This window comes from Kitasatospora sp. NPDC127111, assembly GCF_042677465.1.
In the GTDB taxonomy this organism is placed as follows: domain Bacteria; phylum Actinomycetota; class Actinomycetes; order Streptomycetales; family Streptomycetaceae; genus Kitasatospora.
In genome coordinates, this window is sequence record NZ_JBHXTG010000023.1 from 50,299 (window position 1) to 75,320 (window position 25,022).

25 protein-coding genes and 1 tRNA gene are annotated in these 25,022 nt (G+C 72.7%); 13 read left to right on the forward strand and 13 right to left on the reverse strand.

What is annotated here, in order from left to right:
* The first annotated feature begins 156 nt into the window (after positions 1-156).
* Positions 157-2,547 (forward strand): ribonucleoside-diphosphate reductase subunit alpha, encoded by a 2,391-nt coding sequence (locus tag ACFVHB_RS16640; RefSeq protein ID WP_380321812.1) that lies wholly within the window; start codon positions 157-159, stop codon positions 2,545-2,547.
* Between the two features lie 20 nt (positions 2,548-2,567).
* A complete protein-coding gene (locus tag ACFVHB_RS16645; RefSeq protein ID WP_380321815.1) occupies positions 2,568-3,563 on the forward strand; it encodes a ribonucleotide-diphosphate reductase subunit beta in 996 nt (331 codons plus the stop codon).
* Between the two features lie 62 nt (positions 3,564-3,625).
* Here the strand turns inward: ACFVHB_RS16645 and ACFVHB_RS16650 are convergent, their stop codons facing one another.
* Positions 3,626-3,835 carry a DUF397 domain-containing protein gene (locus ACFVHB_RS16650; protein WP_380321680.1) on the reverse strand — a complete coding sequence of 70 codons (210 nt, stop codon included), beginning with the start codon at positions 3,833-3,835 and terminating at the stop codon, positions 3,626-3,628.
* A 5-nt stretch (positions 3,836-3,840) separates the two neighbouring features.
* A complete protein-coding gene (locus tag ACFVHB_RS16655) occupies positions 3,841-4,701 on the reverse strand; it encodes a helix-turn-helix domain-containing protein (protein WP_380321683.1) in 861 nt (286 codons plus the stop codon).
* 230 nt (positions 4,702-4,931) lie between these two features.
* Here ACFVHB_RS16655 and ACFVHB_RS16660 point away from each other — a divergent pair, with 230 nt between their 5' ends.
* The 5 genes from ACFVHB_RS16660 to ACFVHB_RS16680 all read left to right on the forward strand — a co-directional run bounded on the left by ACFVHB_RS16660 (position 4,932) and on the right by ACFVHB_RS16680 (position 7,513).
* On the forward strand, positions 4,932-5,369 hold the full coding sequence (locus ACFVHB_RS16660) for an ATP-binding protein (RefSeq protein ID WP_380321686.1): 438 nt from the start codon (positions 4,932-4,934) through the stop codon (positions 5,367-5,369).
* Complete coding sequence (locus tag ACFVHB_RS16665; RefSeq protein ID WP_380321689.1) at positions 5,366-5,635, forward strand: hypothetical protein; 270 nt, start codon at positions 5,366-5,368, stop codon at positions 5,633-5,635. Before ACFVHB_RS16660 ends, ACFVHB_RS16665 begins: the two co-directional genes overlap by 4 nt.
* 107 nt (positions 5,636-5,742) lie before the next feature.
* On the forward strand, positions 5,743-5,997 hold the full coding sequence (locus ACFVHB_RS16670) for a type II toxin-antitoxin system Phd/YefM family antitoxin (protein WP_380321692.1): 255 nt from the start codon (positions 5,743-5,745) through the stop codon (positions 5,995-5,997).
* Positions 5,994-6,245, forward strand: a complete 252-nt coding sequence (locus ACFVHB_RS16675; RefSeq protein WP_380321695.1) for a type II toxin-antitoxin system RelE/ParE family toxin — start codon at positions 5,994-5,996, stop codon at positions 6,243-6,245. Before ACFVHB_RS16670 ends, ACFVHB_RS16675 begins: the two co-directional genes overlap by 4 nt.
* Before the next feature lie 206 nt (positions 6,246-6,451).
* A complete protein-coding gene (locus ACFVHB_RS16680) occupies positions 6,452-7,513 on the forward strand; it encodes a ferritin-like protein (RefSeq protein WP_380321698.1) in 1,062 nt (353 codons plus the stop codon).
* Between the two features lie 64 nt (positions 7,514-7,577).
* On the opposite strand, the gene def is transcribed toward ACFVHB_RS16680, so the two are convergent.
* The 8 genes from def to ACFVHB_RS16720 all read right to left on the reverse strand — a co-directional run bounded on the left by def (position 7,578) and on the right by ACFVHB_RS16720 (position 15,621).
* On the reverse strand, positions 7,578-8,225 hold the full coding sequence (def, locus tag ACFVHB_RS16685; protein WP_380321701.1) for a peptide deformylase: 648 nt from the start codon (positions 8,223-8,225) through the stop codon (positions 7,578-7,580).
* Between the two features lie 50 nt (positions 8,226-8,275).
* A complete protein-coding gene (locus ACFVHB_RS16690) occupies positions 8,276-9,265 on the reverse strand; it encodes a tetratricopeptide repeat protein (RefSeq protein WP_380321704.1) in 990 nt (329 codons plus the stop codon).
* 328 nt (positions 9,266-9,593) lie between these two features.
* A complete protein-coding gene (locus tag ACFVHB_RS16695; RefSeq protein ID WP_380321707.1) occupies positions 9,594-10,880 on the reverse strand; it encodes an HD-GYP domain-containing protein in 1,287 nt (428 codons plus the stop codon).
* 98 nt (positions 10,881-10,978) lie between these two features.
* Positions 10,979-12,418 carry an HD-GYP domain-containing protein gene (locus ACFVHB_RS16700; RefSeq protein WP_380321710.1) on the reverse strand — a complete coding sequence of 480 codons (1,440 nt, stop codon included), beginning with the start codon at positions 12,416-12,418 and terminating at the stop codon, positions 10,979-10,981.
* Between the two features lie 310 nt (positions 12,419-12,728).
* Positions 12,729-13,139, reverse strand: coding sequence for a mycothiol system anti-sigma-R factor (rsrA, locus tag ACFVHB_RS16705; protein WP_380321712.1), 411 nt, complete (start codon positions 13,137-13,139; stop codon positions 12,729-12,731).
* Entirely contained in the window at positions 13,136-13,879 is a 744-nt protein-coding gene (locus ACFVHB_RS16710; RefSeq protein WP_380321818.1) for a sigma-70 family RNA polymerase sigma factor, read from the reverse strand. Before ACFVHB_RS16710 ends, rsrA begins: the two co-directional genes overlap by 4 nt.
* Positions 13,880-14,172: 293 nt before the next feature.
* Positions 14,173-14,808, reverse strand: a complete 636-nt coding sequence (locus tag ACFVHB_RS16715; RefSeq protein WP_380321715.1) for an alpha/beta family hydrolase — start codon at positions 14,806-14,808, stop codon at positions 14,173-14,175.
* A 60-nt stretch (positions 14,809-14,868) separates the two neighbouring features.
* A complete protein-coding gene (locus tag ACFVHB_RS16720) occupies positions 14,869-15,621 on the reverse strand; it encodes an SOS response-associated peptidase (protein ID WP_380321718.1) in 753 nt (250 codons plus the stop codon).
* A gap of 155 nt (positions 15,622-15,776) precedes the next feature.
* On the opposite strand from ACFVHB_RS16720, the gene ACFVHB_RS16725 reads away from it, so the two are divergent.
* From ACFVHB_RS16725 to hisN, 5 genes are all read left to right on the forward strand, one after another.
* The gene (locus tag ACFVHB_RS16725) at positions 15,777-16,493 is read left to right on the forward strand and encodes a M50 family metallopeptidase (RefSeq protein WP_380321721.1); all 717 of its coding nucleotides are present in this window, start codon (positions 15,777-15,779) and stop codon (positions 16,491-16,493) included.
* A gap of 77 nt (positions 16,494-16,570) precedes the next feature.
* The gene (aroA, locus tag ACFVHB_RS16730; protein WP_380321724.1) at positions 16,571-17,902 is read left to right on the forward strand and encodes a 3-phosphoshikimate 1-carboxyvinyltransferase; all 1,332 of its coding nucleotides are present in this window, start codon (positions 16,571-16,573) and stop codon (positions 17,900-17,902) included.
* 16 nt (positions 17,903-17,918) lie between these two features.
* A complete protein-coding gene (gene rsgA / locus ACFVHB_RS16735) occupies positions 17,919-18,974 on the forward strand; it encodes a ribosome small subunit-dependent GTPase A (protein ID WP_380321727.1) in 1,056 nt (351 codons plus the stop codon).
* Positions 18,975-19,093: 119 nt separating this feature from the next.
* On the forward strand, positions 19,094-19,417 hold the full coding sequence (locus ACFVHB_RS16740; protein WP_380321730.1) for a DMT family transporter: 324 nt from the start codon (positions 19,094-19,096) through the stop codon (positions 19,415-19,417).
* A 111-nt stretch (positions 19,418-19,528) separates the two neighbouring features.
* The gene (hisN, locus tag ACFVHB_RS16745; RefSeq protein WP_380321733.1) at positions 19,529-20,326 is read left to right on the forward strand and encodes a histidinol-phosphatase; all 798 of its coding nucleotides are present in this window, start codon (positions 19,529-19,531) and stop codon (positions 20,324-20,326) included.
* A 136-nt stretch (positions 20,327-20,462) separates the two neighbouring features.
* Here the strand turns inward: hisN and ACFVHB_RS16750 are convergent, their stop codons facing one another.
* On the reverse strand, positions 20,463-21,941 hold the full coding sequence (locus tag ACFVHB_RS16750; RefSeq protein ID WP_380321736.1) for a catalase: 1,479 nt from the start codon (positions 21,939-21,941) through the stop codon (positions 20,463-20,465).
* 106 nt (positions 21,942-22,047) lie between these two features.
* Between ACFVHB_RS16750 and ACFVHB_RS16755 the strand changes: the two genes are divergently transcribed.
* Positions 22,048-22,467 carry a Fur family transcriptional regulator gene (locus ACFVHB_RS16755; RefSeq protein ID WP_380321739.1) on the forward strand — a complete coding sequence of 140 codons (420 nt, stop codon included), beginning with the start codon at positions 22,048-22,050 and terminating at the stop codon, positions 22,465-22,467.
* 93 nt (positions 22,468-22,560) lie between these two features.
* On the opposite strand, the gene ACFVHB_RS16760 is transcribed toward ACFVHB_RS16755, so the two are convergent.
* Together ACFVHB_RS16760 and ACFVHB_RS16765 are read right to left on the reverse strand one after the other, a co-directional pair.
* Positions 22,561-24,324 carry a tetratricopeptide repeat protein gene (locus ACFVHB_RS16760; RefSeq protein ID WP_380321821.1) on the reverse strand — a complete coding sequence of 588 codons (1,764 nt, stop codon included), beginning with the start codon at positions 24,322-24,324 and terminating at the stop codon, positions 22,561-22,563.
* Positions 24,325-24,899: 575 nt separating this feature from the next.
* Positions 24,900-24,973: transfer RNA gene (locus ACFVHB_RS16765), tRNA-Met, on the reverse strand.
* Positions 24,974-25,022: the final 49 nt, after the last annotated feature.

Here is a 25,022-nt window from a genome sequence, read left to right on the forward strand (position 1 = left end):
TTCCGGGCCTCGCGGGCGGGCCGGGGATGACACCGTCGCGCGACGCCGTCCGGCCGTCGCGCCGTGCTCCCCTGCCTCGAACGGCCCGGTGCCCCGATCCACCGCCGCCGATCGCCGCCAGGAGAGAGCGCCTTGACCACCGCTGCCTCAGCCGCCCTGCCCGCCCAGGGTTCCCCCGCCGACCCGACGGTCTCCGACCCGGGCGGCGCGCTGCTCCGGCTGCTGACCGACCGCAGTGTCGACCTGCCGCAGGTGGACCCCGGCCATGTCGCCGCCGCCGCGCTGCGCGGCCGTCACGCCGGTTCGGACTTCGCCGAGCTGCGTGGGCTGGCCGTGGACGCCGCAGCGTCGATGATCGCCGAGGACCCGCAGTACTCGAAGCTGGCCGCCCGCCTGCTCGCGCTGGAGATCGTCGACGAGGCGAACAGCCAGGGCTCGGTCTCCTTCTCCGCCTCGATCGCCGTCGGCCACGCCGAGGGCCTGATCGGCGACAGCACCGCCGCCTTCGTCGCCAAGCACGCCGCCGCGCTGGACGCGCTGATCGACCCGCAGGGCGACGACCGCTTCGAGTACTTCGGCCTGCGCACCGTGCAGTCCCGCTACCTGCTGCGCCACCCGATCACCCGCAAGGTGGTCGAGACCCCGCAGCACTTCCTGCTCCGCGTCGCCAGCGGCCTGGCGGTCGGCGACAGCGAGCAGTCGGTGCGCGAGGTGGCCGAGCTGTACCGCCTGATGAGCCGGCTGGAGTACCTGACCTCCTCGCCGACCCTGTTCAACTCCGGCACCCGGCACCCGCAGATGTCGAGCTGCTACCTGCTCGACTCGCCGCTGGACAACCTGGACTCGATCTACTCCCGGTACGCCCAGATCGCCCGCCTCTCCAAGCACGCCGGCGGCATCGGCCTCTCCTACTCGCGGATCCGCTCCCGCGGCAGCCTGATCCGCGGCACCAACGGCAAGTCCAACGGCATCGTCCCGTTCCTGCGCACCCTCGACTCCTCGGTCGCCGCCGTCAACCAGGGCGGCCGCCGCAAGGGCGCGGCCTGCGTCTACCTGGAGACCTGGCACGCGGACATCGAGGAGTTCCTGGAGCTGCGCGACAACACCGGTGAGGAGGCGCGGCGCACCCACAACCTCAACCTGGCGCACTGGATCCCGGACGAGTTCATGCGCCGGGTCAACGCCAACGAGGACTGGTCGCTGTTCTCCCCGGCCGACGTGCCCGAGCTGGTCGACCTCTGGGGCGCCGACTTCGACGAGGCGTACCGCAAGGCCGAGCTGGCCGGCAAGGCCGTCCGCACCATCCCCGCGCAGACCCTGTACGCCCGGATGATGCGCACCCTGGCGCAGACCGGCAACGGCTGGATGACCTTCAAGGACGCCTCCAACCGCGCCGCCAACCAGACCGCGCTGCCCGGCCGGACGGTGCACAGCTCCAACCTCTGCACCGAGATCCTGGAGGTCACGGACGACTCCGAGACCGCCGTCTGCAACCTCGGCTCGGTCAACCTCGGCGCCCACGTGGCCGAGGGCGCGTCGGCCGAGGACCTGCTCGGCGCGATGGACTGGGAGCGGCTGGACGCCACCGTGCGCACCGCCGTCACCTTCCTCGACCGCGTGGTGGACATCAACTTCTACCCGACGGTCGAGGCCGGGACGTCCAACTCCCGCTGGCGGCCGGTGGGCCTGGGCGTGATGGGCCTGCAGGACGTCTTCTTCAAGCTGCGGATCGACTTCGACTCCGCCGAGGCGAAGACCCTCTCCACCCTGATCGCCGAGCGCATCATGCTCACCGCGTACGAGCGCTCCGCCGACCTGGCCGAGCAGCTGGGCCGCCACGAGGCGTACGGCGAGACCCGTGCCGCCCGCGGCGAGCTGCACATCGACCACTTCCCGACGGCCGCCCCGCAGTGGGCCGACCGCTGGACGGCGCTGCGCGCCCGGATCGCCGAGACCGGCCTGCGCAACTCGCTGCTGCTGGCCATCGCGCCGACCGCGACGATCGCCTCGATCGCCGGCGTCTACGAGTGCATCGAGCCGCAGGTGTCCAACCTGTTCAAGCGCGAGACGCTGTCGGGCGAGTTCCTGCAGGTGAACCCGTACCTGGTGCGCGAGCTCAAGGAGCTCGGCGTCTGGGACCAGCAGACCCGGGACGCGCTGCGGGACTCCAACGGCTCGGTGCAGGAGTTCAACTGGCTGCCGGCCGAGGTGCGCTCGCTGTACCGGACGGCTTGGGAGCTGCCGCAGCGCGCGCTGATCGACCTGGCCGCGGCGCGCATGCCGTACCTCGACCAGAGCCAGTCGCTGAACCTCTTCATGGCGGCGCCCACCATCGGCAAGCTCAGCTCGATGTACGCGTACGCGTGGAAGGTCGGTCTGAAGACCACCTACTACCTGCGCTCCCGCCCGGCGACCCGGATCGCCCAGGCCGCGTCCGGTGCCGCCCGCACGGCCGCGCCGCTCCCGACCCCGACCATGACCCAGGCCGAGCAGGACGCCATCGCCTGCTCCCTGGAGAACCCCGAGTCCTGCGAGGCCTGCCAGTGAGCACCCCCGACGACCGCAAGATGCTGCTCGACCCCGGCTTCGAGCTGACCCTGCGCCCGATGCGCTACCCGTCGTTCTACGACCGGTACCGGGACGCGATCAAGAACACCTGGACGGTGGAGGAGGTGGACCTGCACTCCGACGTCGCCGACCTCGCCAAGCTGAGCGAGGGCGAGCGGCACATGATCGGCCGGCTGGTCGCCTTCTTCGCGACGGGTGACTCGATCGTCGCGAACAACGTGGTGCTGAGCCTGTACAAGCACATCAACTCCCCGGAGGCCCGGCTGTACCTGAGCCGGCAGCTGTTCGAGGAGGCCGTGCACGTGCAGTTCTACCTGACGCTGCTCGACACCTACCTGCCCGACCCGGAGGACCGCGCGGCGGCCTTCGCGGCGGTGGAGAACATCCCGTCGATCGCGCAGAAGGCCAAGTTCTGCTTCAAGTACATGAACGCGGTCGACCACATCGAGTCGCTGCAGACGAAGGAAGATCGGCGGGCGTTCCTGCTCAACCTGATCTGCTTCGCGGCGTGTGTCGAGGGGCTGTTCTTCTACGGCGCGTTCGCCTACGTGTACTGGTTCCGGAGCCGGGGTCTGCTGCACGGTCTCGCGACGGGGACGAACTGGGTGTTCCGCGACGAGTCCATGCACATGGACTTCGCGTTCTCCGTGGTGGACACGGTCCGCGAGGAGGAGCCCGACCTCTTCGACGAGGAGATGGCCAAGCAGGTCACGGAGATGCTGGAGGAGGCCGTCGAGGCCGAGCTCCAGTTCGCCCAGGACCTGTGCGGTGACGGCCTGCCCGGCATGAACACCGCCTCGATGCGCCAGTACCTGGAGGCCGTTGCGGACCAGCGTCTGGCCCGGCTGGGTCTGCCGATCCGGTACGGGTCGACGAACCCGTTCGGCTTCATGGAGCTGCAGAACGTGCAGGAGCTGACCAACTTCTTCGAGCGCCGCGTGTCGGCGTACCAGGTCGCGGTCGAGGGCTCGGTCTCCTTCGACGACGACTTCTAAGCGGTCAGGTAGGACAGAGGTGCCCCGCACGGCCACAGCCCGTGCGGGGCACCTCTGTTGTTTCAGTCGGCCGGAAACTCGCCGGACTTGACCCCGGCGAGGAAGGCCGACCAAGCATCAGCCGGGAAGAGCAGAGCCGGCCCACCCGGGTCCTTGGAGTCCCGCACCGGTACGACACCGGTCACACCACTGGCTACTTCAACGCACTCGCTCTGCGCACCCGAGTACGAGGACTTGCGCCACTCAAGCCCCTCGGCGGAAAACTCGCTCACAATCTCTAGACCTTCTCACTCGCGATGCGCTCGATGAGCGCGATCGATTCGTTGCGGGGCAGCGACTCCGCCAGCGCGCGGCGGAACAGATTCGCGTACTTGAACACTTCCTCCGGCTCCTCGATGTACAGAGTGCTGAGGAGGCTGTCGACGTACACCACGTCCATCTCGGTCACCTCCGGAAAGCTGAGAATGGTGACAGGACCGAAGAGCGCCGCGTGAACCTCCGACGTCTCCGGCAGAACCTGCACGTTGACGTTGGGACGCTCGGCGGAAGCCGCAAGTGATCGAAGCTGTTCGCGCATGACCGACGGCCCACCGACCTGATGCTTGAGCGCGGACTCCGAGATCACGGCCCATACCCGCAACGGCGTGTCCCCCGCCAGAACTGAGTGACGTTCCTGGCGGACCTTCGTCAGTGTCTCGATCTGATCCGGCGTCGCGTCTTCTATCTGCGCCCTGACGACAGCCCTGGTGTAGTCCTCGGTCTGCAAGATCCCGGGCACCAGAAGAGTTTGGATGCTGTACATGTCCGACGCATCGGCTTCCAGTGCGATGTAGTCGGCATAGAGCGGCGACAGCGTGTCCGAGTAGCGATCCCACCATCCGCGTAGTCGGCCCTCACGCGACAGGGCTTCCAGCCGACTTCGCGTCGCCGGCTCCGTCACCCCGTACAAGTCGAGCAGCAGTCGAAGATCCACCAACCGAATCCCCGACTGCGCGGCCTCGATCCGACTGATCTTGCTTTCAGCGCAAGCGAGATGCCGAGCCGACTGGGCGATCGTCAGATCCGCTTCCGTCCGCATCTCCTTGAGCGTTCGGGCCAGCCGCCGCTGCCGAACTGTCGGATTCCGGTTCACGGGCATCGTCGCGACCTCCCCACTTCTGTGATCTGCCAGTCTGCCCTCCCCTGCTGTCCGCCAACAATCTTTGATCACTTCCAAAGTGGGGACTTGCACCTTGGAAGTCCCCAGAGGCATGCTACTGAACGTAGTCCGATACGCCACACAACGTGATCATCGCGGCTCATCCACCCGGGCATCCCCATGCCTTCTTCAGCTCTCTTCACCCCACACCCCTCGGAGGTGGCCCCGCCATGCCCGAAACCGTCTCCCCCACCCCCATCGCCCCCACCGAACACGCCTGCTGGCTCCCCCGGCACCGGAAGTCCCCCGGTGCGGCCCGGCGGGAGCTGCGCCGCTTCCTCGCCGACCACCCGGAGAGCGAACACCTGCTCCCCACCGGCGAGTTGCTGCTCTCCGAGCTGGTCACCAACGCCATCCAGCATGCCCGTACGGCCCGCGGCCGCCTGATCCAGATCCGTTTCGGGCTCGCCCGCAACCTCCTCCGGATCGAGGTGCACGACGCCGACAGCGAGAAGCCGGCGCTCCGCGACGCCACCGATCACGACGAGGCCGGCCGGGGGCTGCTCCTCGTCCACGAGTTGGCGCAGAGCTGGGGCTGCTGCCCGCGCCGGGGCGGCATCGGCAAGTTCGTCTGGTGCCACATCTCCCCCGAGGCGGCCGCCGCGTGACCGCCGTCCGGGCCGAGATCACCGGCATCATGCCGCCCGCTCTCTTCCCCAGCCTCGACCTCGCCCTCCCCGTCCTCTGGGAGCACGTCCGCGAACTCCCCGTCCGCGAAGCCCACCGCGAGTTCGTCCGGTCCTGCATCGGCCCCGCCAGTGGCGACGGCGTCGCCCACTGCCTCGCCCGCTCCGGCCACTGGAGCATCACCCTCTACGTCGGCGAACTCACCGACTGGACCGCCCACCCGATCACCATCACCCCCCACCCCTGAACTCCAGCCGCATTGCCCGGCGCCCACGCCGGGCAATGCGGCCACGACCGGGCCGTGACTTGAAGAGAGGTCGTGCACAGAACCCGCGGGAAGTGTACAGTTCTGTCATGAATGAGACTCTGCCCATCACCGAGGCACGAGCGAGATTCGGCACTCTCGTGCGCCGCGCCTCCCACAGCCGCGAACGCATCACCATCACCGACCACGGTCAGCCCGCTGCCGTGCTGATCAATCCGCAGGAACTGGCCGATCTGGAAGACGAGCTCGCAATCGCTCGTTACCGTGCCCGCCAAGCCGCCGGCACCGCTGCGAGCGTGCCCCACGAGGACGTCCGCTCCATCCTGGGCCTGGAGCGTGAATGACCTACCGGATCACCTGGGACGAGCCGGCGATCAACGCGGCCGCCCGGTTCCTCAAGGACGACGCCGACGGCCTTCGCCAAGTCATGGACGCCGTCGACCTGCTGGCTGACGATCCCCGGCCGGCCGGCTCGGCGGCCTACGGCTCACCGGACCTCCGCCGGATCCACATCGGCCGGTACCGCGTGCTGTACGAAATCACCGAGCAGACGGTGACCATCGTGGTCATCCACCTCGGCCGCATCCTCTGAGGATCACGCCTCCGGCGCTGCCCCGCACGGCCATCGCCCGTGCGGGGCAGCGCCGTCACTGCGGGCTGAACTCGCTCGTCCCCGCCCTGCACAGCGTTCGCGCCACCCGTCCGGATGAACTCCCGGGGCGCACCGCTGACATGCGTCCTTGCGCGACCGGACCCCGGTTAGCGTCCGGCCCACCAGCCGAACGAAAGGGGCAGCCCATGGCCGCGGTTCTGGACTACGAGGGCGACGGCATCGTCCAGCTCATGAGCATGGCGGAGGAGGACTGGACCGAGCAGGAGCTCAAGGACGCGCTCCAGCACGCGATCCTGCTGGAGCTCTCCACCATCCCGCCGTACGCCACCGCCCTCTGGTCGATCACCGACCCGGACAACAGCAAGCCGGTCCGCCACACCATCCGGGAGATCGTCTTCGACGAGATGTCGCACTTCGGCCTCGTCTGCAACATGCTCACCAGCATCGGCGGCACCGTCGTCCTCACCGACCCGAAGGCCGTCCCCAAGTACCCGGGCCAGCTCCCCGGCGGCGTCAACCCCGGGCTGGAGGTCTCCCTCAGCGGGCTCTCCCGGGACTCGGCCAGCCTCTTCGCCGACATCGAGAAGCCCGACAACCCCCTCGCCTTCGCGGCCGACGGCAACACCATCGGCGCCTTCTACCAGCGGATCGCCAAACTCTTCCCGACCTTCGCCCACCTGCTCACCGGGCAGCGGCAGGTGAGCTTCCCGCTCGGGTCGAGCCACGGCGCCGGCAACGACATCGTGCCGATGAACACCATCGACGACGTGCTGAAGGCGCTCACCGTCATCCAGGAGCAGGGCGAGGGCACCACGGCCTCCCCGGTGAACCCCTTCCCCGGCTCGCCCGGCGAACTCGCCCACTACTACGCGTTCAAGGAGATCGCCGTCGGCAAGAAGCTCATCTTCGACGACCAGACGGGCAAGTTCGAGTTCGCCGGCCCCGACCTCCCGCTGCCGGACACCGCACCCGTCGCCCGCGTCCCCGCCGGCGGCTGGGCCAACTCCCCCGGCAACGAGCCCGACGCGACCACCGCCGCTCTCCTGCACACCTTCAACCAGCACTACAGCGACATGCTGCGTGCCCTGGAAGACGCCTGGGGCGCCGGCGGGCCGGACTCGATCGGCCCGGCCATCGGCCTGATGGGCCAGATGCGCCGCGCCGCCCAGCAGATCAACGGCGTCAAGCTCCCCGCCGAACCCCGCTTCACCTACGGCCCGGAGTGGCTCCTCGTCCCGGCGGTGTGATCGAAAAGCGCGGGGCCGGTACGGAAGTCCCGTACCGGCCCCGCCTGCTGACGTCAGACCGGCCTTACTCGTTCGGCACGGTGGCGTACCGCGGCGTCCCCTCGGCCATCTGGCGCAGGGCGTCCTTGCGGTCCCGCTTCGACAGCTTGTCGATGTAGAGGGTGCCGTACAGGTGGTCGGTCTCGTGCTGCAGGCAGCGGGCGAAGAAGCCGGTGCCCTCGACCCGGACCGGCTTGCCGTCCTTGTTCACGCCGGTCACCGCGGCGTAGTCCGGGCGCGGCAGTTCGGCGTACGCGGTCGGCACCGAGAGGCAGCCCTCGTTGCCGTCGTCCAGCACCCGCCGGCGGTCCTTCGGGAACTCCTCCAGCACCGGGTTGATCACGTGGCCGATGTGGCGCACGCCCTCGTCGTCCGGGCAGTCGTAGACGAAGACCTTGAGGTCCACGCCGATCTGGTTGGCGGCCAGGCCCACGCCCTCGGCCGCGTACATCGACTGGAACATGTCGTCGATGAGCGCGGACAGCTCGCCGTCGAACGCGGTGACGTCCTTGACCTCGCGGTGCAGGACGGGGTTGCCGACCACGGTGATCGGGCGCGCGGTGCCCTTGGAGAGGTCCGGCTCCTCACCGACCACCTTCACGGGGGCCTCGGGCGCCGCCCCCTCCACGTCGTGCTCGTGCTCGTGGTCGTGCTGCTCGGCCTGCTCCGCCATGTCTTCCGCTTCCGCTTCCATAGATCTCTACGCGTACCTCACCAGGGTACTCAGCAGACTTCTTCGAGATCCCGGTACGCCCGCGTGCCGGGGGAGTCCGCCACCCAGCGGTCCAGCAGCGCGCGGACCAGGTCGGCCGGCGCCGCGATCCCGCACTCCCGCTCGACCAGCCAGGACATCCCGCCCGCGCCCTGGCTCAGGTGGCTCAGGTGCCCCGGGTGGGCGGCGTCACCGTCGTCGTGCGGGTCGTGGTGCGCGGTGTGGCCGTCGTCCGAGGCCATCCGGCTCTCCGAACAGGCCCGGCAGAGCAGCCGCACCGAGGACGTCCAGTCCTCCGCCGCGTACCCCGCCTCCGCGACCAGCCGTTCCAGCGCGTCCCGGTCGCCGGCCGTGGCGGCCTGCAGCAGCACCACGTACGTCGGGACGGGGGACGGCGCCCACAGCTCGATCTCGTCGAACACCGGGTACGCCACACCGTCCGTCACCCGCTCGCCGTGCGGGGCGCCGTCGTGCAGCACCACCTCGCCCCAGCGTCTGCCGGAGGACGGCAGCGGGATGGACAGCACCTCGATCCGGGCCGGGTCCAGCCGCCGGCCCCAGACCACCTCGGACTCGCCGTCCGGGGACAGCCGCACCGGCGTCGTCCCCAGGTCCAGGCTCACCGGGCCGACCGGCTGCGCCCCGGGGCCGCCGGGCAGCTTCAGCCCGTACGCCTGCCAGGCGCGGCGGGCCAGCGGCCAGTCCTGCAGCGCCGTCGCGGTGATCCCCAGGTTCCACCAGTCCGGTGCCCCCTGCTCGCGGTCCAGCAGCGCGACCGCCCGCAGCCCGGCCGCCCGCGCCTGCTCCCAGTCCCGCCGGAACTTGTGCAGCAGGGCCAGGTTGAACCACGAGTCGGACAGCCACGGTTCCAGGTCGGCGGCCATCACCAGCAGGGCACCCGCGTCCTCGTACCGGCCGTCGCCGATCAGCGTGAAGGCCCGATCGGTCGTCTGCCGCCAGGTGGCGGACGGCCGGTGCCGTGCCCGGTGGAAGATCCTCACGTTCGTCCCTGCCGTCGTCGTCCGCTCAAGTCCGCATCCGCTCCCGCGTCGCGGGTCCCGGTGCCCCGGGTCGGTGTTCCGCGCTACGACCGCATCCAACCACGCCCGCCGCCGCCTGCGCTCCCCACCGCCGCGGTTGCCCCCGCCACCGGCTCCTGCCCTTACCCAGCCTGCCCGCCCCGCCGCCCGGCCTCAACCCCAACGGACCCGGCGCCCGCCCCTGCCGCGGCGGTCGGGAACCCCTGGCCACCGCCCCGGACCGGAAACCCCCGGACCGGAACCCCCGGACCGGAAACCCCGGGCTCCTCGCCCCGGCACCCCGGGCGCGCTACCCCCGGACCCGGACGAGCGCGTCGACCACCCGGGCGTCGTAGACCCGGCCCCGCCCCAGCCGGAGCAGCTCCAGCACCTCCAGCCGCCCGACCGCCTCGCCCACCCCGCGCCCGCGCGCGGCCGTGAGCAGGTCGTCGTGCGCGTTCGCCACCCGGATGATCCGGGCCGCCAGCGGCACCGTCCGCTCGTCCTCGTCCGGCCGCCCGGTCCAGGGGTCCGCCAGCCGGGCGACCTGCTCGGCCACCTGCCGCGGCACCCCGGTCCGCCGGATCACCTCGCTCCCCAGCCGGGCGATCCGCTGCTGCTCCTCGTCCGGCAGCAGCGCGGTCGCCCCGTCCGGCACCGGCTCCACCAGCGACAGCTGCCCGATGTCGTGCATCAGCGCCGCGTACTCCAGCAGGGCGAGCTCACGGGTGCCCAGCCCCAGCTCGCGCCCGACCGCGCACGCGGTGTCGGCGACCCGGCGGGCGTGGCCGGGCGGGGTGTAGCCGGCCACCTCGGTGGCCCTGGCCAGGCTGGCGATGGTCTGGCCGGTGGTCGCCCGGACGGCGGCGGCCCGCCGGAAGGAGACCTGGGCCAGCAGCAGCGGCGCGCAGAACAGCGGCAGCGCCCAGAGCCCCACCTCGCCCGCGGCCAGGCTGACCAGCAGCCCGGTGGCGGTGATCGCCGAGCCGATCCCGAACAGCGACCGCAGCTCGTCCTCCAGGGCCGCCGGGAACCGCCGCCCGCTGCGGTCCCGCCGCAGCACGGCCGCCAGGGTGGCGTCGCAGAGCGCGGCCAGCGCGGCCACCAGGGTCAGGAACACCCCGTACGCGGGGCCGTCCGGTGAGATCCGGTCGACCAGGCCGCTGTTGTAGAGCGGCTGGAAGACCGCCGCCGCGAAGCCCGCGCCGATCAGCCGCCGGGCGGCGCCGTCCCGCCGGGCCCGGTCCCGCCAGGGCGCGGACCGGTGCCGCCGGGCGCGGTGCGGCAGCAGCAGCGCCGGCAGCAGGGCGAGCAGCAGGCCCGTCCCGGTCACCGCGACCACCTGGAGCACCCCGTGCGCCGTCGGCAGCCCGCGCAGCGGCCCGAGCAGCGCGTACGCGAGCGCGCCGGCCGCGCCGATCGGCGCCTGCTCGCGGTCGCCCGGAAGAGTGATCCGGACGCATTCGCCGAGCGCGATCAGCACCGTGAAGGCCAGCGCGACCCCGGGTTCGGCGACTCCGCGCACCGCCACCGCCCCGAACGCCAGAGCCAGCAGGGCGAGCGCCCCGCCGTGCACCGCCAGCGTGCCCCCGTGCACCGGCCAGGCTCCCGGCGGCGGCCCGCCCGGCCGGGACCGGCCCGACGGCCGTCGGTGGGCCCGCCGCGGCGCCCGCGCACCGCCGCCGGTCGCCGCGATCACGACGACCCGGCCGTCGGCACGGTGCCGCCCTGCGCGGGCACCGGGCGCGGGGCCGCCCGGACCGGCTCGGGCACGCCGAGCGGGATGTCCGGCACGACGCGGATGCAGTCGCCGGGCGGCGGCGGAAGCACCGGCTGCCAGTCGTGCACGGCGAGCGCGTCGACCAGCGCCCGGACCATCACCGGGTCGAACTGGCTGCCCGAGCAGCGTTCCAGCTCGGCCACCGCCTCGGTCACCGGCCGGCCGCGCCGGTAGGAGCGGGTGGAGGTCATCGAGTCGAAGGCGTCGGCGACCGAGATGATCCGCGCGAACTCGGGGATCTGCTCGCCCACCAGCCCGCTCGGGTAGCCCCGGCCGTCCATCCGCTCGTGGTGGTGCAGGATCCCGGCGTGCGCCTCGCCGAGGAAGGCGATCCCGCGCACCAGCTCGTACCCGTGCACCGGGTGCACCTCGACGGCCCGCCGTTCGGCCTCGGTGAGGGGACCGTTTCTGCGCAGCAGCTCGGTGGCGACGCCCAGCTTGCCGACGTCGTGCAGGATCCCCGCGAACCGCAGGGTGCGCAGCCGCTCGGCCTCCATGCCGAGCTGACCGGCGATCAGCACGGCGGCCCTGCCGACCCGTTCGCTGTGCCCCCGGGTGTACGCGTCCTTGATCTCGACCGCCTGCACCAGGGCCTGGACGGTGGCCTGGTGGGCGTCCCGTTCGCGGTGCCCCTGGGCGAACACCCAGGCCGAGATGGAGAGCGGCAGCAGCGCCAGCAGCGCCGCGAAGGCCCCGTACGGGCCCTGCCAGAGCACCGCGACCATCAGCCCGCCGGCCGCGTGCACCAGCACCGGCAGGCCGATCGCGGTGGCCGCCGGTCCGCGCAGCGTCACCTTCGGCGGCCGGCCCTCGGCCAGCACCAGCATGGTGCCCACCAGGAGCCCGTTGACCAGGCAGAAGGCGGCGAGGGAGGCGAATCCGGGCAGCAGTGCGGCCGGGAACCGGGAGCCGAGCAGCAGTTGCGGCCCGGACAGCAGGTGGAAGACCACCGAGGAGGCGAACGCGGACAGCGCGAGCTGGGAGCCGTTCCACAGCTGCCGCCGCCGGCCGCCGGCCCCGGCGGGTCCGACCAGCGCGGGCGGCACCGCGACCAGGGCCGCCGCGGCCGGCGGCAGCATCAGCACCCCGGCGAACAGCACCGGGAAGAAGGCGTTGGCGCAGGGTCTGGCCGGCGGCCGAGCAGGCAGCCTCGGCCGGCGCAGCAGCAGGCGGACCAGCCGCAGGCAGGGCGTGGGCAGGCCCTGGGCGAGCGACTCCCAGCAGGCGTGCAGGACGGCCAGCAGGCCGACCTTGGGCCAGTCGACGGGGGCGCCGAGCCACCGTGGCACGCCCTGCGGAAGTGCCGCGGTGAGCAGCGGCAGCAGGCAGCAGAGCGCCGCCACCGGCACGGCCACCAGGTAGCGCGCCGCCGCCGCCGGCAGGTCCTCGTCTCCACTGTTGGTAGCGATCTCGACCTCCCCGCCGTCCTGGCCCGGTCCGCGCTCGGAGTGCCGGGGTGACCGGCGGTGAGCGCCCGTCAGGAGGATAGGGCGCCGTTCCGGCGCGAGGACGCATGATCGCGGAATGCCGCAGTTGGCGCACCGCCAACTCACTCGAACGAGTGACGGCGCATGCGAGCAGAAAGGGGGCGGCCCCCGGAGCACACGCTCCGGGGGCCGCCCTGGTCCGTCTGATGGGCCGTCCGCGCACGACGCACGGCCGGGCTCACTCCGCCGGTGCGCCCGCCTCGACCGGGGTGCCGGGCCTGGCCGCCGCCTTGGCGGCCTCGCCGGCCGGCGTCTCCCGGCCCTCGTCCGCCGCCTCGCCGTGGACGTCCCCCGTGGCGTCGACGGAGACCACCACCGACTCGCCGTTGCGCTGCCCGGCCCGGATCGAGTCGATCCTCGCCAGCACCTTGCCGCGCAGGTCGGCCGGGGTGTCGTCGCACCCGCAGCAGCGCTTGATCAGCGCCTTGATCGCCTGCTCCAGGCCGTACTTCTCCAGGCACGGCGAGCACTCCTCGAAGTGCACCCGCAACTTGGCGTAGTCGCCCTCGGCCATCTCGTTGTCGAGGAATTCATAGAGGTGGTCGAGGACCTCGCCACACTCGGTGTCGTGCGGATCGCCGCAGCTCATGAGCCCGAGCCCTTCGCTTCCTGCCCTGCCCCGCTGCCGGCCGGGACGAGCCCGCGCTCACGGGCGTAATCCTCCAGCATGCCGCGCAGCTGACGGCGGCCGCGGTGCAGCCGGGACATCACCGTACCGATGGGAGTACCCATGATGTCCGCGATCTCCTTGTACGCAAAGCCCTCGACGTCCGCGAGGTACACGGCGATGCGGAACTCCTCCGGGATGGCCTGGAGGGCGTCCTTCACATCGCTGTCGGGGAGGTGGTCGAGCGCCTGGGTCTCGGCCGAACGCAGACCGGTCGACATGTGCGACTCGGCCCTGGCCAGCTGCCAGTCCTCGATCTCCTCCGCGGCGGTCCGCTGGGGCTCCCGCTGCTTCTTGCGGTACGAGTTGATGAACGTGTTGGTGAGGATGCGGTACAGCCACGCCTTGAGGTTCGTGCCCTCGCGGAACTGGTGGAAGGACGCGTACGCCTTGGCGAACGCCTCCTGGAGCAGGTCCTCCGCGTCGGCCGGGTTGCGGGTCATCCGCAGCGCGGCCGAGTACATCGGATCCAGGTAGCCCAGGGCGTCGCGCTCGAAGCGCTCCCGCCGGGCCTCCTCGCTCTCCTCCGCCGACACCCGGAAGGTGTCCTCACCGATCGCCTCGGCCAGCTCCTCACCGGTGAGCGCCTCGCCCGTGGGCAGGCTCTCCTCCGGGCCCCGGCCCGGCTCGGCCTCGTGCTCGGTCCCGACGACCGGACCCACCTCCTCGGCATGGCGGGCACGACCCACCGTAGGCCGCCCCGAGATGGAGGATATCGGGCTGACGGGCTTCTCGCCCGCGACGAGCCAGTCCGACCAAGCAGGGGCGAAGGCCGTGGCGGTCTCGCGCTCCTCCGGCCGCTCGGGGCACGCGATCGAACCCATCTGTGCTGCCTTCCACCGGGACTCAAGCTGACGAGGGTGTCAACCACGCCGACCGCGCCCGCATTCCCGCCCCCCGGCGGCATTTCACCCGCCCGGGTGAGCGGCCTGCCACCGGGCCCCTCCGGCCCGGCTCAGCCGAGCCCGAGCACCCAGTCGCCGACCGCCCCGGTGATCAGCTCCAGCACCTCGTCCTGCCCCATCGGCGCCCGCTTCGGCACCTCGAAACCGTGGCTCCCGTACGGCACCGGCACCAGCGTGTGCCCGGCCGGCAGCTCCGGGAACTCGTCCGGCCCGCCGAACGGGTCCGCCGCGCTCTGCACCACCAGCGTCGGCAGCCCCGACTCCAGCAGCTCCTCCGCCCGGCTCTTCTCCGGCTTCCCCGGCGGGTGCAACGGGAAGGCCAGCGCCACCACCCCGACCGCCCCCGTCGCCGCACCCGTCCGGCAGGCCACCCGGGCCCCGGCGCTGCGCCCGCCGACCACCAGCGGCAGCCCCGCCCCGGCCAGCCGCTCGGCGACCGGCGTCCAGCCCGCGTCCAGCGTCCGCGGCGCCGGCCCGAGCCGCTTCCCCGCGACCCGCCAGGGCTGCTCGACCAGCGCCACGGTGATCCCCCGGGCCGGCAGCGCCCCGGCCAGCGCCACCAGGTCCCGCGCCTCGATCCCGCCGCCGGCGCCGTGCCCGAGCGCCAGCACCGCCGTCGGCACGCCCGCGCGGTGCCAGGTGATCCGGGCGTCCCCGGCCGGGGTCGGTACGAGTTCGGTGGTCATCGGGCGCTCCGGAGCGGGGGGAGGGGGGAGAAGAGGGAGGGGAGGGGAAGAGAAGAGGGGTCAGAACAGCGTGGTCGCGTACTCGGCCTCGTCCCACGGCCGGGTCAGCTCGGGGCCGTTGTTGCGGATGCTGCCGACCGCCGGGGAGACCGGGGTGGCCCGCAGCGCGCCGGGCGGCGGGGGTATCAGCAGCCGGCGCAGCTCGTCCGGGTCGCTCAGCCCCGGGTCCAGCCAGTCGTCGAAGGAGTCGCGGTCCAGGAAGAGCGGCATCCGCTCGTGGATCGGCGCGAGCAGCTCCTCGGCCTCGGTGGTGACGATCGTGAAGGTCACCAGCCAGGCGTCGGGGTGGCCGGCGGGCACCCTCCGGTCGCGCCAGAACTCGTACAGCCCGGCCAGCGCGAGCGGAGCGCCGTCCGCCCGGGAGACGAAGAACGGCTTCTTCCGCGGCTTGCCGCGCTCGCCCGGCAGCGTCTGCCACTCGTAGTAGCCGTCGATCGGCAGGACGCACCGCCGGGAGGCGAAGGCCTGCCGGTACGAGGGCTTCTCGTGCACGGTGTCCGAACGGGCGTTGATCATCTTGACCGCCGTCTCCGGCGACTTCGCCCAGGCCGGGACCAGCCCCCAGCGCAGCACCCGCAACTGCCGCACCGGCGCGGACTCCCCCTTGGGCACCCGGTCCAGCACGACGAAGGCGCGCTCGGTCGGGGCGACGTTCCAACTGGGCGCCAGCGTCTCGGCCGGGTCCCACAACCGGACGTCGAAGAGCTCGACGAGGTCCTCGGGCTTGCTGCTGGAGGCGAAGCGACCGCACATGACGTCAGCTTGCCACGCGCCCCTTCTCACCACTTCCTCATCCCACGGAACGAACCGCCCCCTCCCGCCCGGCCGTCCCCGCATGGGAGGCTGCCACCCCGGTCCGCCGACCCGGCGGCCCGGGGAGCCCGGGCGAACGGAAGCGGAGAGCCGACATGGACGCACAGAGCATCGGCGAGGTGTGGGACCGGGTCACCGGCACCCAGCCCGCCCCGCCCGGCTGGCTCGCCCTCGCCACCGGCGCCACCGCCCTGCTCCTGGTGACCGTCCGCCCGCTCTGGCGGATCGCGCGCAACGCCGTGACCATCGCCCACGAGGGCGGCCACGGCCTGGCCGCGCGGGCCACCCGCCGCAGGCTGGCCGGCATCCGGCTGCACTCCGACACCTCCGGCCTCACCCTCTCCTACGGGCGCCCGACGGGGCCCGGCATGGTGTTCACCGCGGCGGCCGGCTACACCACCCCGGCCCTGCTCGGCCTCGGCTTCGCCGCGCTGCTCGCCGCCGACCGGATCACCCTGCTGCTCTGGCTGGCCATCGCGCTGCTGCTGGCCCTGCTGGTCCGGATCCGCAACGCCTTCGGCTTCCTCTCCGTCGTGCTGGCGGGCGCCGCGTTCTTCCTGGTCTCGTGGTTCGGCAGCGCCGAGGTGCAGGCCGGCTTCGCCTACCTCGGCGGCTGGTTCCTGCTGTTCGGCGCCGTCCGGCCGGTGCTGGAGCTGCAGCACCAGCGCCGCCGCGGCCAGGCCCTGGACTCCGACGCCGACCAGCTGGCCCGGCTCACCGGCGTCCCCGGCCTCGCCTGGATCGCGCTCTTCCTGGTCGTCGCCCTGACCTGCCTGGCCGTCGGCGCGAGCTGGCTGGTCCGCCCGCTCTGAATCTCCGCCGGACCTCCCCCGTCCCGCCATCCGGCCACCGGCGGAGACAGTTCCCGTACGGCCCCTAAACTTGCTGCATGACCGAGACCCTGTGGCCCGCCCCCGTCGCGACCACCCCCGTTGACGCCACCGTCACCATCCCCGGCTCCAAGTCGGTCACCAACCGGGCCCTGGTGCTGGCGGCGCTCGCCGACGAGCCCGGCTGGGTGCGGCGCCCGCTGCGCAGCCGCGACTCGCAGCTGATGGCCGACGGCCTGCGCGCCCTGGGGGTCGGCATCGAGGAGCAGGTCAACAACGACACCGGCGGCACCGGCGGCGGTGAGGCCTGGCGGGTCATCCCCGCGCCCGCGCTGCGCGGCCCGGCCTCGATCGACGTGGGCAACGCCGGAACGGTCATGCGCTTCCTCCCCCCGCTCGCCGTCCTCGCCGACGGCCCGGTGCACTTCGACGGCGACCCGCGCAGCTACGAGCGCCCCCAGCACGGCGTGATCAACGCGCTGCGCGCGCTCGGCGCCCGGATCGACGACGGCGGCCGCGGCGCCTTCCCGCTCACCGTGCACGGCACCGGCGCGCTGGACGGCGGCCCGGTCGAGCTGGACGCCTCGTCCTCCTCGCAGTTCGTCTCCGCCCTGCTGCTCTCCGGCGCCCGCTACAACCAGGGCGTCGAGGTCCGCCACGTCGGCGGCCCGGTGCCCTCGCTGCCGCACATCCGGATGACGGTCGAGATGCTGCGGCTGGCCGGCGTCCAGGTCGACGCGCCCGAGGACGGCGGCGAGAAGGACGTCTGGCGGGTCACCCCCGGCGCCCTGATCGGCCGCGACATGGTGGTCGAGCCGGACCTCTCCAACGCCGCGCCGTTCTTCGCCGCCGCGCTGGTCACCGGCGGCCGGGTCACCGTCCGCGACTGGCCGAAGCACACCACCCAGCCCGGCGACCAGCTGCGCGACATCTACACGCGGATGGGCGGGGCCTGCGCGTTCACCGACGAGGGCCTGCAGTTCACCGGCACCGGCCGGATCCACGGCATCGAGGCGGACCTGCACGACGTCGGCGAGCTCACCCCGGTGATCGCCGCCGTCGCCGCGCTGGCCGACTCCGAGTCCCACCTCTACGGCATCGCCCACCTGCGGCTGCACGAGACGGACCGGCTCGCCGCGCTCGCCAAGGAGATCAACGACCTGGGCGGCGACGTCACCGAGACCGAGGACGGCCTGCGGATCCGCCCGCGCACGCTGCACGGCGGCGTCTTCCACACCTACGAGGACCACCGCCTGGCCACCGCCGCCGCCGTGATCGGCCTGGCGGTCGCGGGCGTCCAGGTGGAGAACGTGGCCACCACGGCCAAGACCCTGCCGGACTTCCCCAGGATGTGGGACGAGCTGCTCACCGGAGCGGTGGCGGGCGGCTGAGCGGGAGACTGGGCACATGCGCCGCTACGGCAAGGACGCCGACGAGGACGACATCCGCAACCGCCCCGCGCGCCGGGGCTCCCGGCCGCGGACCCGGATCCGCCCCAAGCACGAGGACGCGGCCGAGGCGATGGTGCTCACCGTCGACCGCGGCCGGCTGACCTGCCTGGTCGACGCCGGGACCAAGCAGGAACGCGAGATCGTCGCCATGAAGGCCCGTGAACTGGGCCGCAAGGGCGTCGTCGTGGGCGACGTCGTCAGCATCGTCGGCGACCTCTCCGGGGACGCCGACACGCTGGCCCGGATCGTCCGGGTGGAGGAGCGCAGCTCCGTCCTGCGGCGCACCGCGGACGACGACGACCCGTACGAGCGGATCGTCGTCGCCAACGCCGAGCAGCTCGCCATCGTCACCGCGCTGGCCGACCCGGAGCCCCGGCCCCGGCTGATCGACCGCTGCCTGGTGGCCGCGTACGACGCCGGCATGGAGCCGCTGCTGGTGCTCACCAAGTCCGACCTGGCCCCGGCCGCGCCGCTGCTGGAGGCCTACGCCCCGCTCGGCATCGCCTACGTGGTGACCAGCCGGGACGAGCTGGCCACCGCCGGCGCCGAGGCGGTCCGCGAGCACCTGCGCGGCCGCTCGACGGTGTTCATCGGTCACTCCGGCGTGGGCAAGACCACCCTGGTCAACGCCCTGGTGCCGGACCGCCAGCGGCAGACCGGGCGCGTCAACGCGGTGACCGGGCGCGGCCGGCACACCACCGTCTCGGCGCTGGCGCTGCGGCTGCCGCCGCCCCCGGGCGTCAAGCCGGGCTCGAAGAAGGCGCTCGACCCCGGCTGGGTGATCGACACCCCGGGGTTCCGCTCCTTCGGCCTCTCGCACATCGACCCGTCCCGGGTCATCCACGCCTTCCCCGACCTGGAGCCGGGCACCGTCGACTGCCCGCGCGCGTGCAGCCACGACGAGCCGGACTGCGCGCTGGACGCCTGGGTCGCGGACGGCCACGCCGAGCAGGCGCGGCTGTACTCGCTGCGCCGGCTGCTGGCCAGCAAGGAGACCCGCGAGGGCGACTGACGGCGGTCGGGCCCGCCCGTTGTCGCGCGTTCGAGGTGTCGGAGCGGCTCAGCCTGGTGATCATAGGAAAGTCGGGCCGGACCGCGGCCCGACCGCTCGATCGACAGGGAGAGCACGCGATGGCATGGGCCCTGGTGATCCTGGCCGGCTTCCTGGAGACCGGCTTCGCGATCAACCTCAAGCTCAGCGACGGCTTCACCAAGCTCTGGCCCACCATCAGCTTCTGCGTCTTCGCCCTCAGCAGCTTCGGACTGCTCACCCTCTCCCTGAAGAGCCTGCCGGTCGGCCCCGCGTACGCGGTCTGGACCGGCATCGGCGCGGCCGGCACCGCGATCTACGGGATGCTCTTCCTCGACGAGGCCACCTCGGTGCTCAAGCTGGTGTCGATCTCCCTGGTGATCGCCGGGGTGATCGGCCTCCAGCTGAGCGGCTCGGCCCACTGACCGCCCGCTCCCCGGCGCCCGTTCGCCTCCGGGCCGCTCCGGTCCGATTGACCCGTCCCGCTCCGCGAGCCCGACTGTCCCGATCGGAGCACGCTCGCTAGGGTCTTGGCCATGGCCGACTACCACGACGACCTCCGACTCGCCCACGTCCTCGCCGACTCGGCCGACTCGGTCACCCTGGAGCGCTTCCGGGCGCTCGACCTGAAGATCGAGACCAAGCCCGACCTCACCCCCGTCAGCGACGCCGACAAGGCCGCCGAGGAGCTGGTGCGCGGGGTGCTGCAGCGCGCCCGGCCGCGCGACGCGGTGCTCGGCGAGGAGTTCGGCCTGCAGGGCTCCGGCCCGCGCCGCTGGGTGATCGACCCGATCGACGGCACCAAGAACTACATCCGCGGCGTCCCGGTCTGGGCCACCCTGATCGCCCTGCTCGAGGACGGCCCGGACGGCGTCGAGCGCCCGGTGGTCGGCATCGTCTCCGCGCCCGCGCTGAACCGCCGCTGGTGGGCGGCCAAGGACCTCGGCGCCTTCGCCGGCCGCAGCCTGGCCAAGGCCAGCCGGATCCACGTCTCCGGCGTCTCCCGGATCGAGGACGCCTCGTTCTCGTACTCCTCGCTCTCCGGCTGGGAGGAGCGCGGCCGGCTCGACCCGTTCCTGGACCTCACCCGCGCCTGCTGGCGCACCCGTGCCTACGGCGACTTCTGGTCGTACATGATGGTCGCCGAGGGCGCGGTGGACATCGCCGCCGAGCCCGAGCTGTCGCTCTGGGACATGGCGGCGAACTGCGTCATCGTCGAGGAGGCCGGCGGCCGCTTCACCGGCCTGGACGGCGTCCCCGGCCCGGGCGGCGCCGACGCCGTCGCCTCCAACGGCCTGCTCCACGAGGAGGCCCTCCGCCGCCTGAGCGTCTGAGCCCGCCCGCCCCGGCAGCTCCGGGGGCGAGGGCGGGTGAACGCCCCTCCGGCTCGGAGGCGAGCGGACGGGTCACTGGTGCGGGCCCGGTGACCAGTCTTCTCCGGTCACCGGGCCCGCTGCTCAGGGGGTACCGCTACTGCTGCTTGCGCAGCTCCCGCACCGCCGCCTCCAGGCGCCGGCCGTAGTCGGCGTCGGCCTTGCGGAAGTTCTCGATCGCCCGCTCGACGATGTCCTCGCGGTCCGCCGAGACCTTGGCGATGAAGCCGGCCAGGTTGGCGATCAGCCGCTGCTTCTCGTCCTCGCTGAACAGCCGGTACAGGTTGCCGGCCTGCACGAAGTCGTTGTCCTCGGCGTGCGAGGGCGCCTCGTGGTTGCCGGTGGCGCCGGTGACCGGGGTGGCCGCCCAGAGCGGACGGCCGGTCTGCACCGGGCCGCCGAAGCTGTTCGGCTCGTAGTTCTTCTGGCGGCCGTGCCGGCCGTCGTACAGGTGGCCGTCACGGCTGTTGGTGCGCGCCTCGGTGGCGTGCGGGCGGTTCACCGGCAGGTGGTCGGCGTTGATGCCGACGCGGTAGCGGTGGGCGTCCGCGTACGCGAACAGGCGGCCCTGCAGCATCTTGTCCGGGGACGGGCCGATGCCGGGCACGAAGTGCGCCGGGGAGAAGATCGACTGCTCGACCTCGGCGAAGACGTTGTCGGGGTTGCGGTTCAGCTCCAGCTTGCCGATCTCGATCGGCGGGTAGTCCGCGTGCGGCCAGACCTTGGTCAGGTCGAACGGGTTGAAGCGGTAGTTCGCCGCGTCCGCCGCCGGCATGATCTGGACCTGCACCGTCCAGGTCGGGAACTCGCCGCGCTCGATCGCCTCGCGCAGGTCGCGCTGGTGGCTGTCCGGGTCCTCGCCGGCGAGCTTGTTGGCCTCGTCCTGGGTGAGGTTCTTGATGCCCTGGTCGGTCTTGAAGTGGTACTTGACCCAGAAGTACTCGCCGGCCTCGTTCTGCCACTGGTAGGTGTGCGAGCCGTAGCCGTTGAGGTGGCGGTAGGAGGCCGGGATGCCGCGGTCGCCGAACAGCCAGGTCACCTGGTGGGTCGACTCGGGCGACAGGCCCCAGAAGTCCCAGACGTTGTCCGCCTCCTGCGAGCCGGTGTACGGGTCCCGCTTCTGGGTGTGGATGAAGTCCGGGAACTTGATGGCGTCCTTGATGAAGAACACCGGGGTGTTGTTGCCGACGAGGTCGTAGTTGCCGTCCTCGGTGTAGAACTTCAGCGCGAAGCCGCGCGGGTCGCGGACGGCGTCGGCGGAGCCGAGGTTGCCGGCCACGGTGGAGAACCGCAGGAAGGTCTCGGTCTGCTTGCCGACCTCGGAGAGGAACTTCGCCCGGGTGTAGGGGGTGACGTCGGCGGTCACCGTGAAGGTGCCGTACGCCGCCGCGCCGCGGGCGTGCACGACGCGCTCCGGGATGCGCTCGCGGTTGAAGTGCGCGAGCTTCTCGAACAGCAGCTGGTCCTGGATCAGCGCCGGACCGCCGACACCGGCGGTCTCGGTGTTCTGGTTGTCGGCGACGGGGGCACCCGCCTCCGTGGTGAGGGTGGGGCGCAGCTCGTCCTGGGTAGTCATAAGAGGGTGCCTCCGCGTGATCCGGTCGTGACAGACTCGATCCTAACTTGGACTTTGTCTAAGTCAACACTGGAACCAATCTCGGAGCTTCACTTACCCTGTCCCCATGAGTGACCTGCTGGAACGACTTCGCGGACGTGGGTGGCGGCTGACCTCGCAGCGCCGGGTCGTGGCCGAGGTCCTGGACGGGCAACACGTCCACCTCACCGCCGACGAGGTGCACGCCCGCGCCGTGGAGCGCCTGCCCGAGATCAGCCGCGCCACGGTCTACAACACGCTCGGCGAGCTGGTCGGCCTCGGCGAGGTCCTGGAGGTCGCCACCGACGGCCGGGCCAAGCGCTACGACCCCAACGCGCACCACGCCCACCAGCACCTGGTCTGCTCGGGCTGCGGTGCGATCCGCGACGTCCACCCGCAGGGCGACCCGCTGGCCGCGCTGCCCGCCTCCGAGCGGTTCGGCTTCACCGTCTCCGGCGCCGAGATCACCTACCGCGGCCTCTGTCCGGACTGCGCCAACAGACCCTGACCCCCCGTCACGGCCACGCCACGCCTCGGGACACCCGCCCCACGGCACGCGCGGCGGAACGCACCCGCCGGCACGCCCGCGCCGGCCGCGGGACTACGCGCTCAGCTCCGCGTGCAGCGCGCCCAGCAGCCGCCCGGCCCGCTCCGCGACCTCGGCCGGGCCGTAGTCGGCGGCCCGCCGGCACCAGTTCTCCGCCTGCACCGGCTCACCCCGGCGCAGCGCCAGCAGCGCGAGCCGCAGCGCCGCCCGGCCGTGGCCCGCGTCGGCGGCCCGGGTGTACCAGAGCATCGCCTCGGCCTCGCTGTCCTGCCGGGCCAGCAGCAGCCCGAGGTTGAACGCCGCACTGCGGCTGCCCGCCTCGGCTGCCCGCCGGTACCAGCTCTCCGCGATCTCCAGCGCCCCGCGCTCCGCCGCCCGCACGCCCATCCGTACCTGCGCGCGCCGGTGACCGGCGTCCGCCGCCACCGCGTACCAGTGCTCGGCCTCCTCGTCGGCGTCGCCGCGCCGGTCCAGCACCGAGGCCAGCCGGAACGCGCCCTCCGCCGAACCGCCCGCGGCCGCCTGCCGGTAGCGCTCCAGCGCCCCCGCGAGGTTGCCGCGCTGCTCCTGCGCCACCGCCAGCTGGAGCGCCGCCTCGCCGTGCCCCTCGGCGGCGGCGCGCGCGTACCACTCCTGCGCCTGCCGCTGCTCGCCGCGCCCGGCGTGCAGGACGCCCAGGTTGAAGGCGCCGTCCACGCTGCCGGCCTCGGCGGCCTTGGAGAACCACGGCTCGGCGCCGGACTCGTCCCCGCGCTGGAGCAGCACCACGGCCAGCGCGTTGCAGGCCTCCCGGTGCCCGGCGTACGCGGCGCGGCGGTACCACTGTTCGGCCTGCTGGTCGCGGCCGGCGCCGGCGCAGAGCAGGCCCAGGTTGAAGGCGCCGTTCTGGTCGCCGGCGTCCAGCGCGCTGCGGTACCAGCGCTCGGCCTCGGCGCACTCGCCGCGGGAGGCGTGCAGCGCGCCCAGGGCGTTGGCGGCGTTGCCGTCACCGGCCTCGGCGGCCTCCTGCCACCACTCGGCGGCGGCGGTGAGGTCCCCGGAGTCGCGCAGCAGGAAGCCCAGTGCGCAGGCGGCCCGCGGCTCGCCGTTCTGCGCGGACTGCCGGTACCAGCGGGCGGCCTCGTCCAGCAGCGCCTGGTCGGTGCCGCACCGCTCCTCCAGCAGCACGCCGAGGCGCAGCGCCGCCCGGGCGTGGCTGCGGGCGGCCGCGATCCGGTACCAGGCCTCGGCGGTCTCCTTGTCGCCGGCGGCCTCGCGCATCCGGGCCAGCCGGTAGGCGGCCTCCCGGTGCCCGGCGTCGGCGGACACCTTGAACCAGCGCTCGGCGCGCACGTCCCGCCGGTGCTCCATCAGGTCGCCCAGCGCGTAGGCGCCGAGCGGGTGGCCGTGGTCGGCGGCGAAGTGCAGCCAGTACTCGGCGGCCTCCTCCTCGCCCTGGTCGCGGAGCTGGAGTCCGAGCGCGTGCGCTGCGGGGGCGCTGCCGGCCACCGCGGCCTGCCGCCACCACTGGGCGGCCTCGGCCCGGTGGCCCTGCTGGTGCAGCAGCACCCCGAGGTTGTTGGCGGCGGCGCGCAGCCCGGCGGCGGCGGCGCTGCGCAGGTACGGCTCGGCGTCCTCCAGGTCGCCGCGGCGCAATAGCAGGGTGCCGAGCCGGCTGGCGGCCTCGGGGTCGCCGTCGTCGGCGGCCTGCCGGTGCCGGGACTCCAGGGCGGCCTGCTCGCGGGCGGCGAGGGCGGTCTCGAAGCTGGCCGGGTCGAAACCGCCGTCGTCGTAGGCCGCCGGGCCGCGGTCGTCGTCCCCGTCGGCGGGCTCGGTCATGGCGCCGTACGGGCCGATGGCGGCGGAGAACTGGCGGGCGGAGACGTGCACCAGGCTGTCGGGGCCGTAGCCTCCGGGCCGGCGCTCGGTCAGGCCGCTGGTGCGCTGGGCCGGCAGTGCGCCGGGGTGGTTCTCCGGGCTCTCCGCCCAGGCATCGGTGTCCGCCTCGGTGGTCGCCGCGGGCTTGGCGCCGGGCCCGCTCCTGCCGATCAGCCTCATGCCGACTCCCGCTCCCCCAGAGTGTCGCGGCACCCGCCCCCGGCCCGCGGCCGGAAAGACCACCGGGGGACGTGCCGGATCCGACGGCCGGTCAGCAGCCGCGCACCATCCCCCATGTGTCCCATCGTCGCATCACCCGCTACCCGCGTACACCTGCCCCGGCCGATTTCGGCGGGGCGGACCCGAAGCCGACGAAATTGCTTCGGCGCTTTGTCGATTTCCCGACACTTCGGCCCCACAAACCCCGCTGCCGGCGTCCTTGGCGACGGTCGATAGTACCGGAGCGGGCCCACGACCCCCCGGGGGAAAACGCCAGAGGCCCGGAGGATGATCCTCCGGGCCTCTGGGCCACTGAGTAGCGGGGACAGGATTTGAACCTGCGACCTCTGGGTTATGAGCCCAGCGAGCTACCGAGCTGCTCCACCCCGCGTCGGTTTCTCAACCATAGCACGGGTGCGAGGTGGAACGGGAATCCGTTC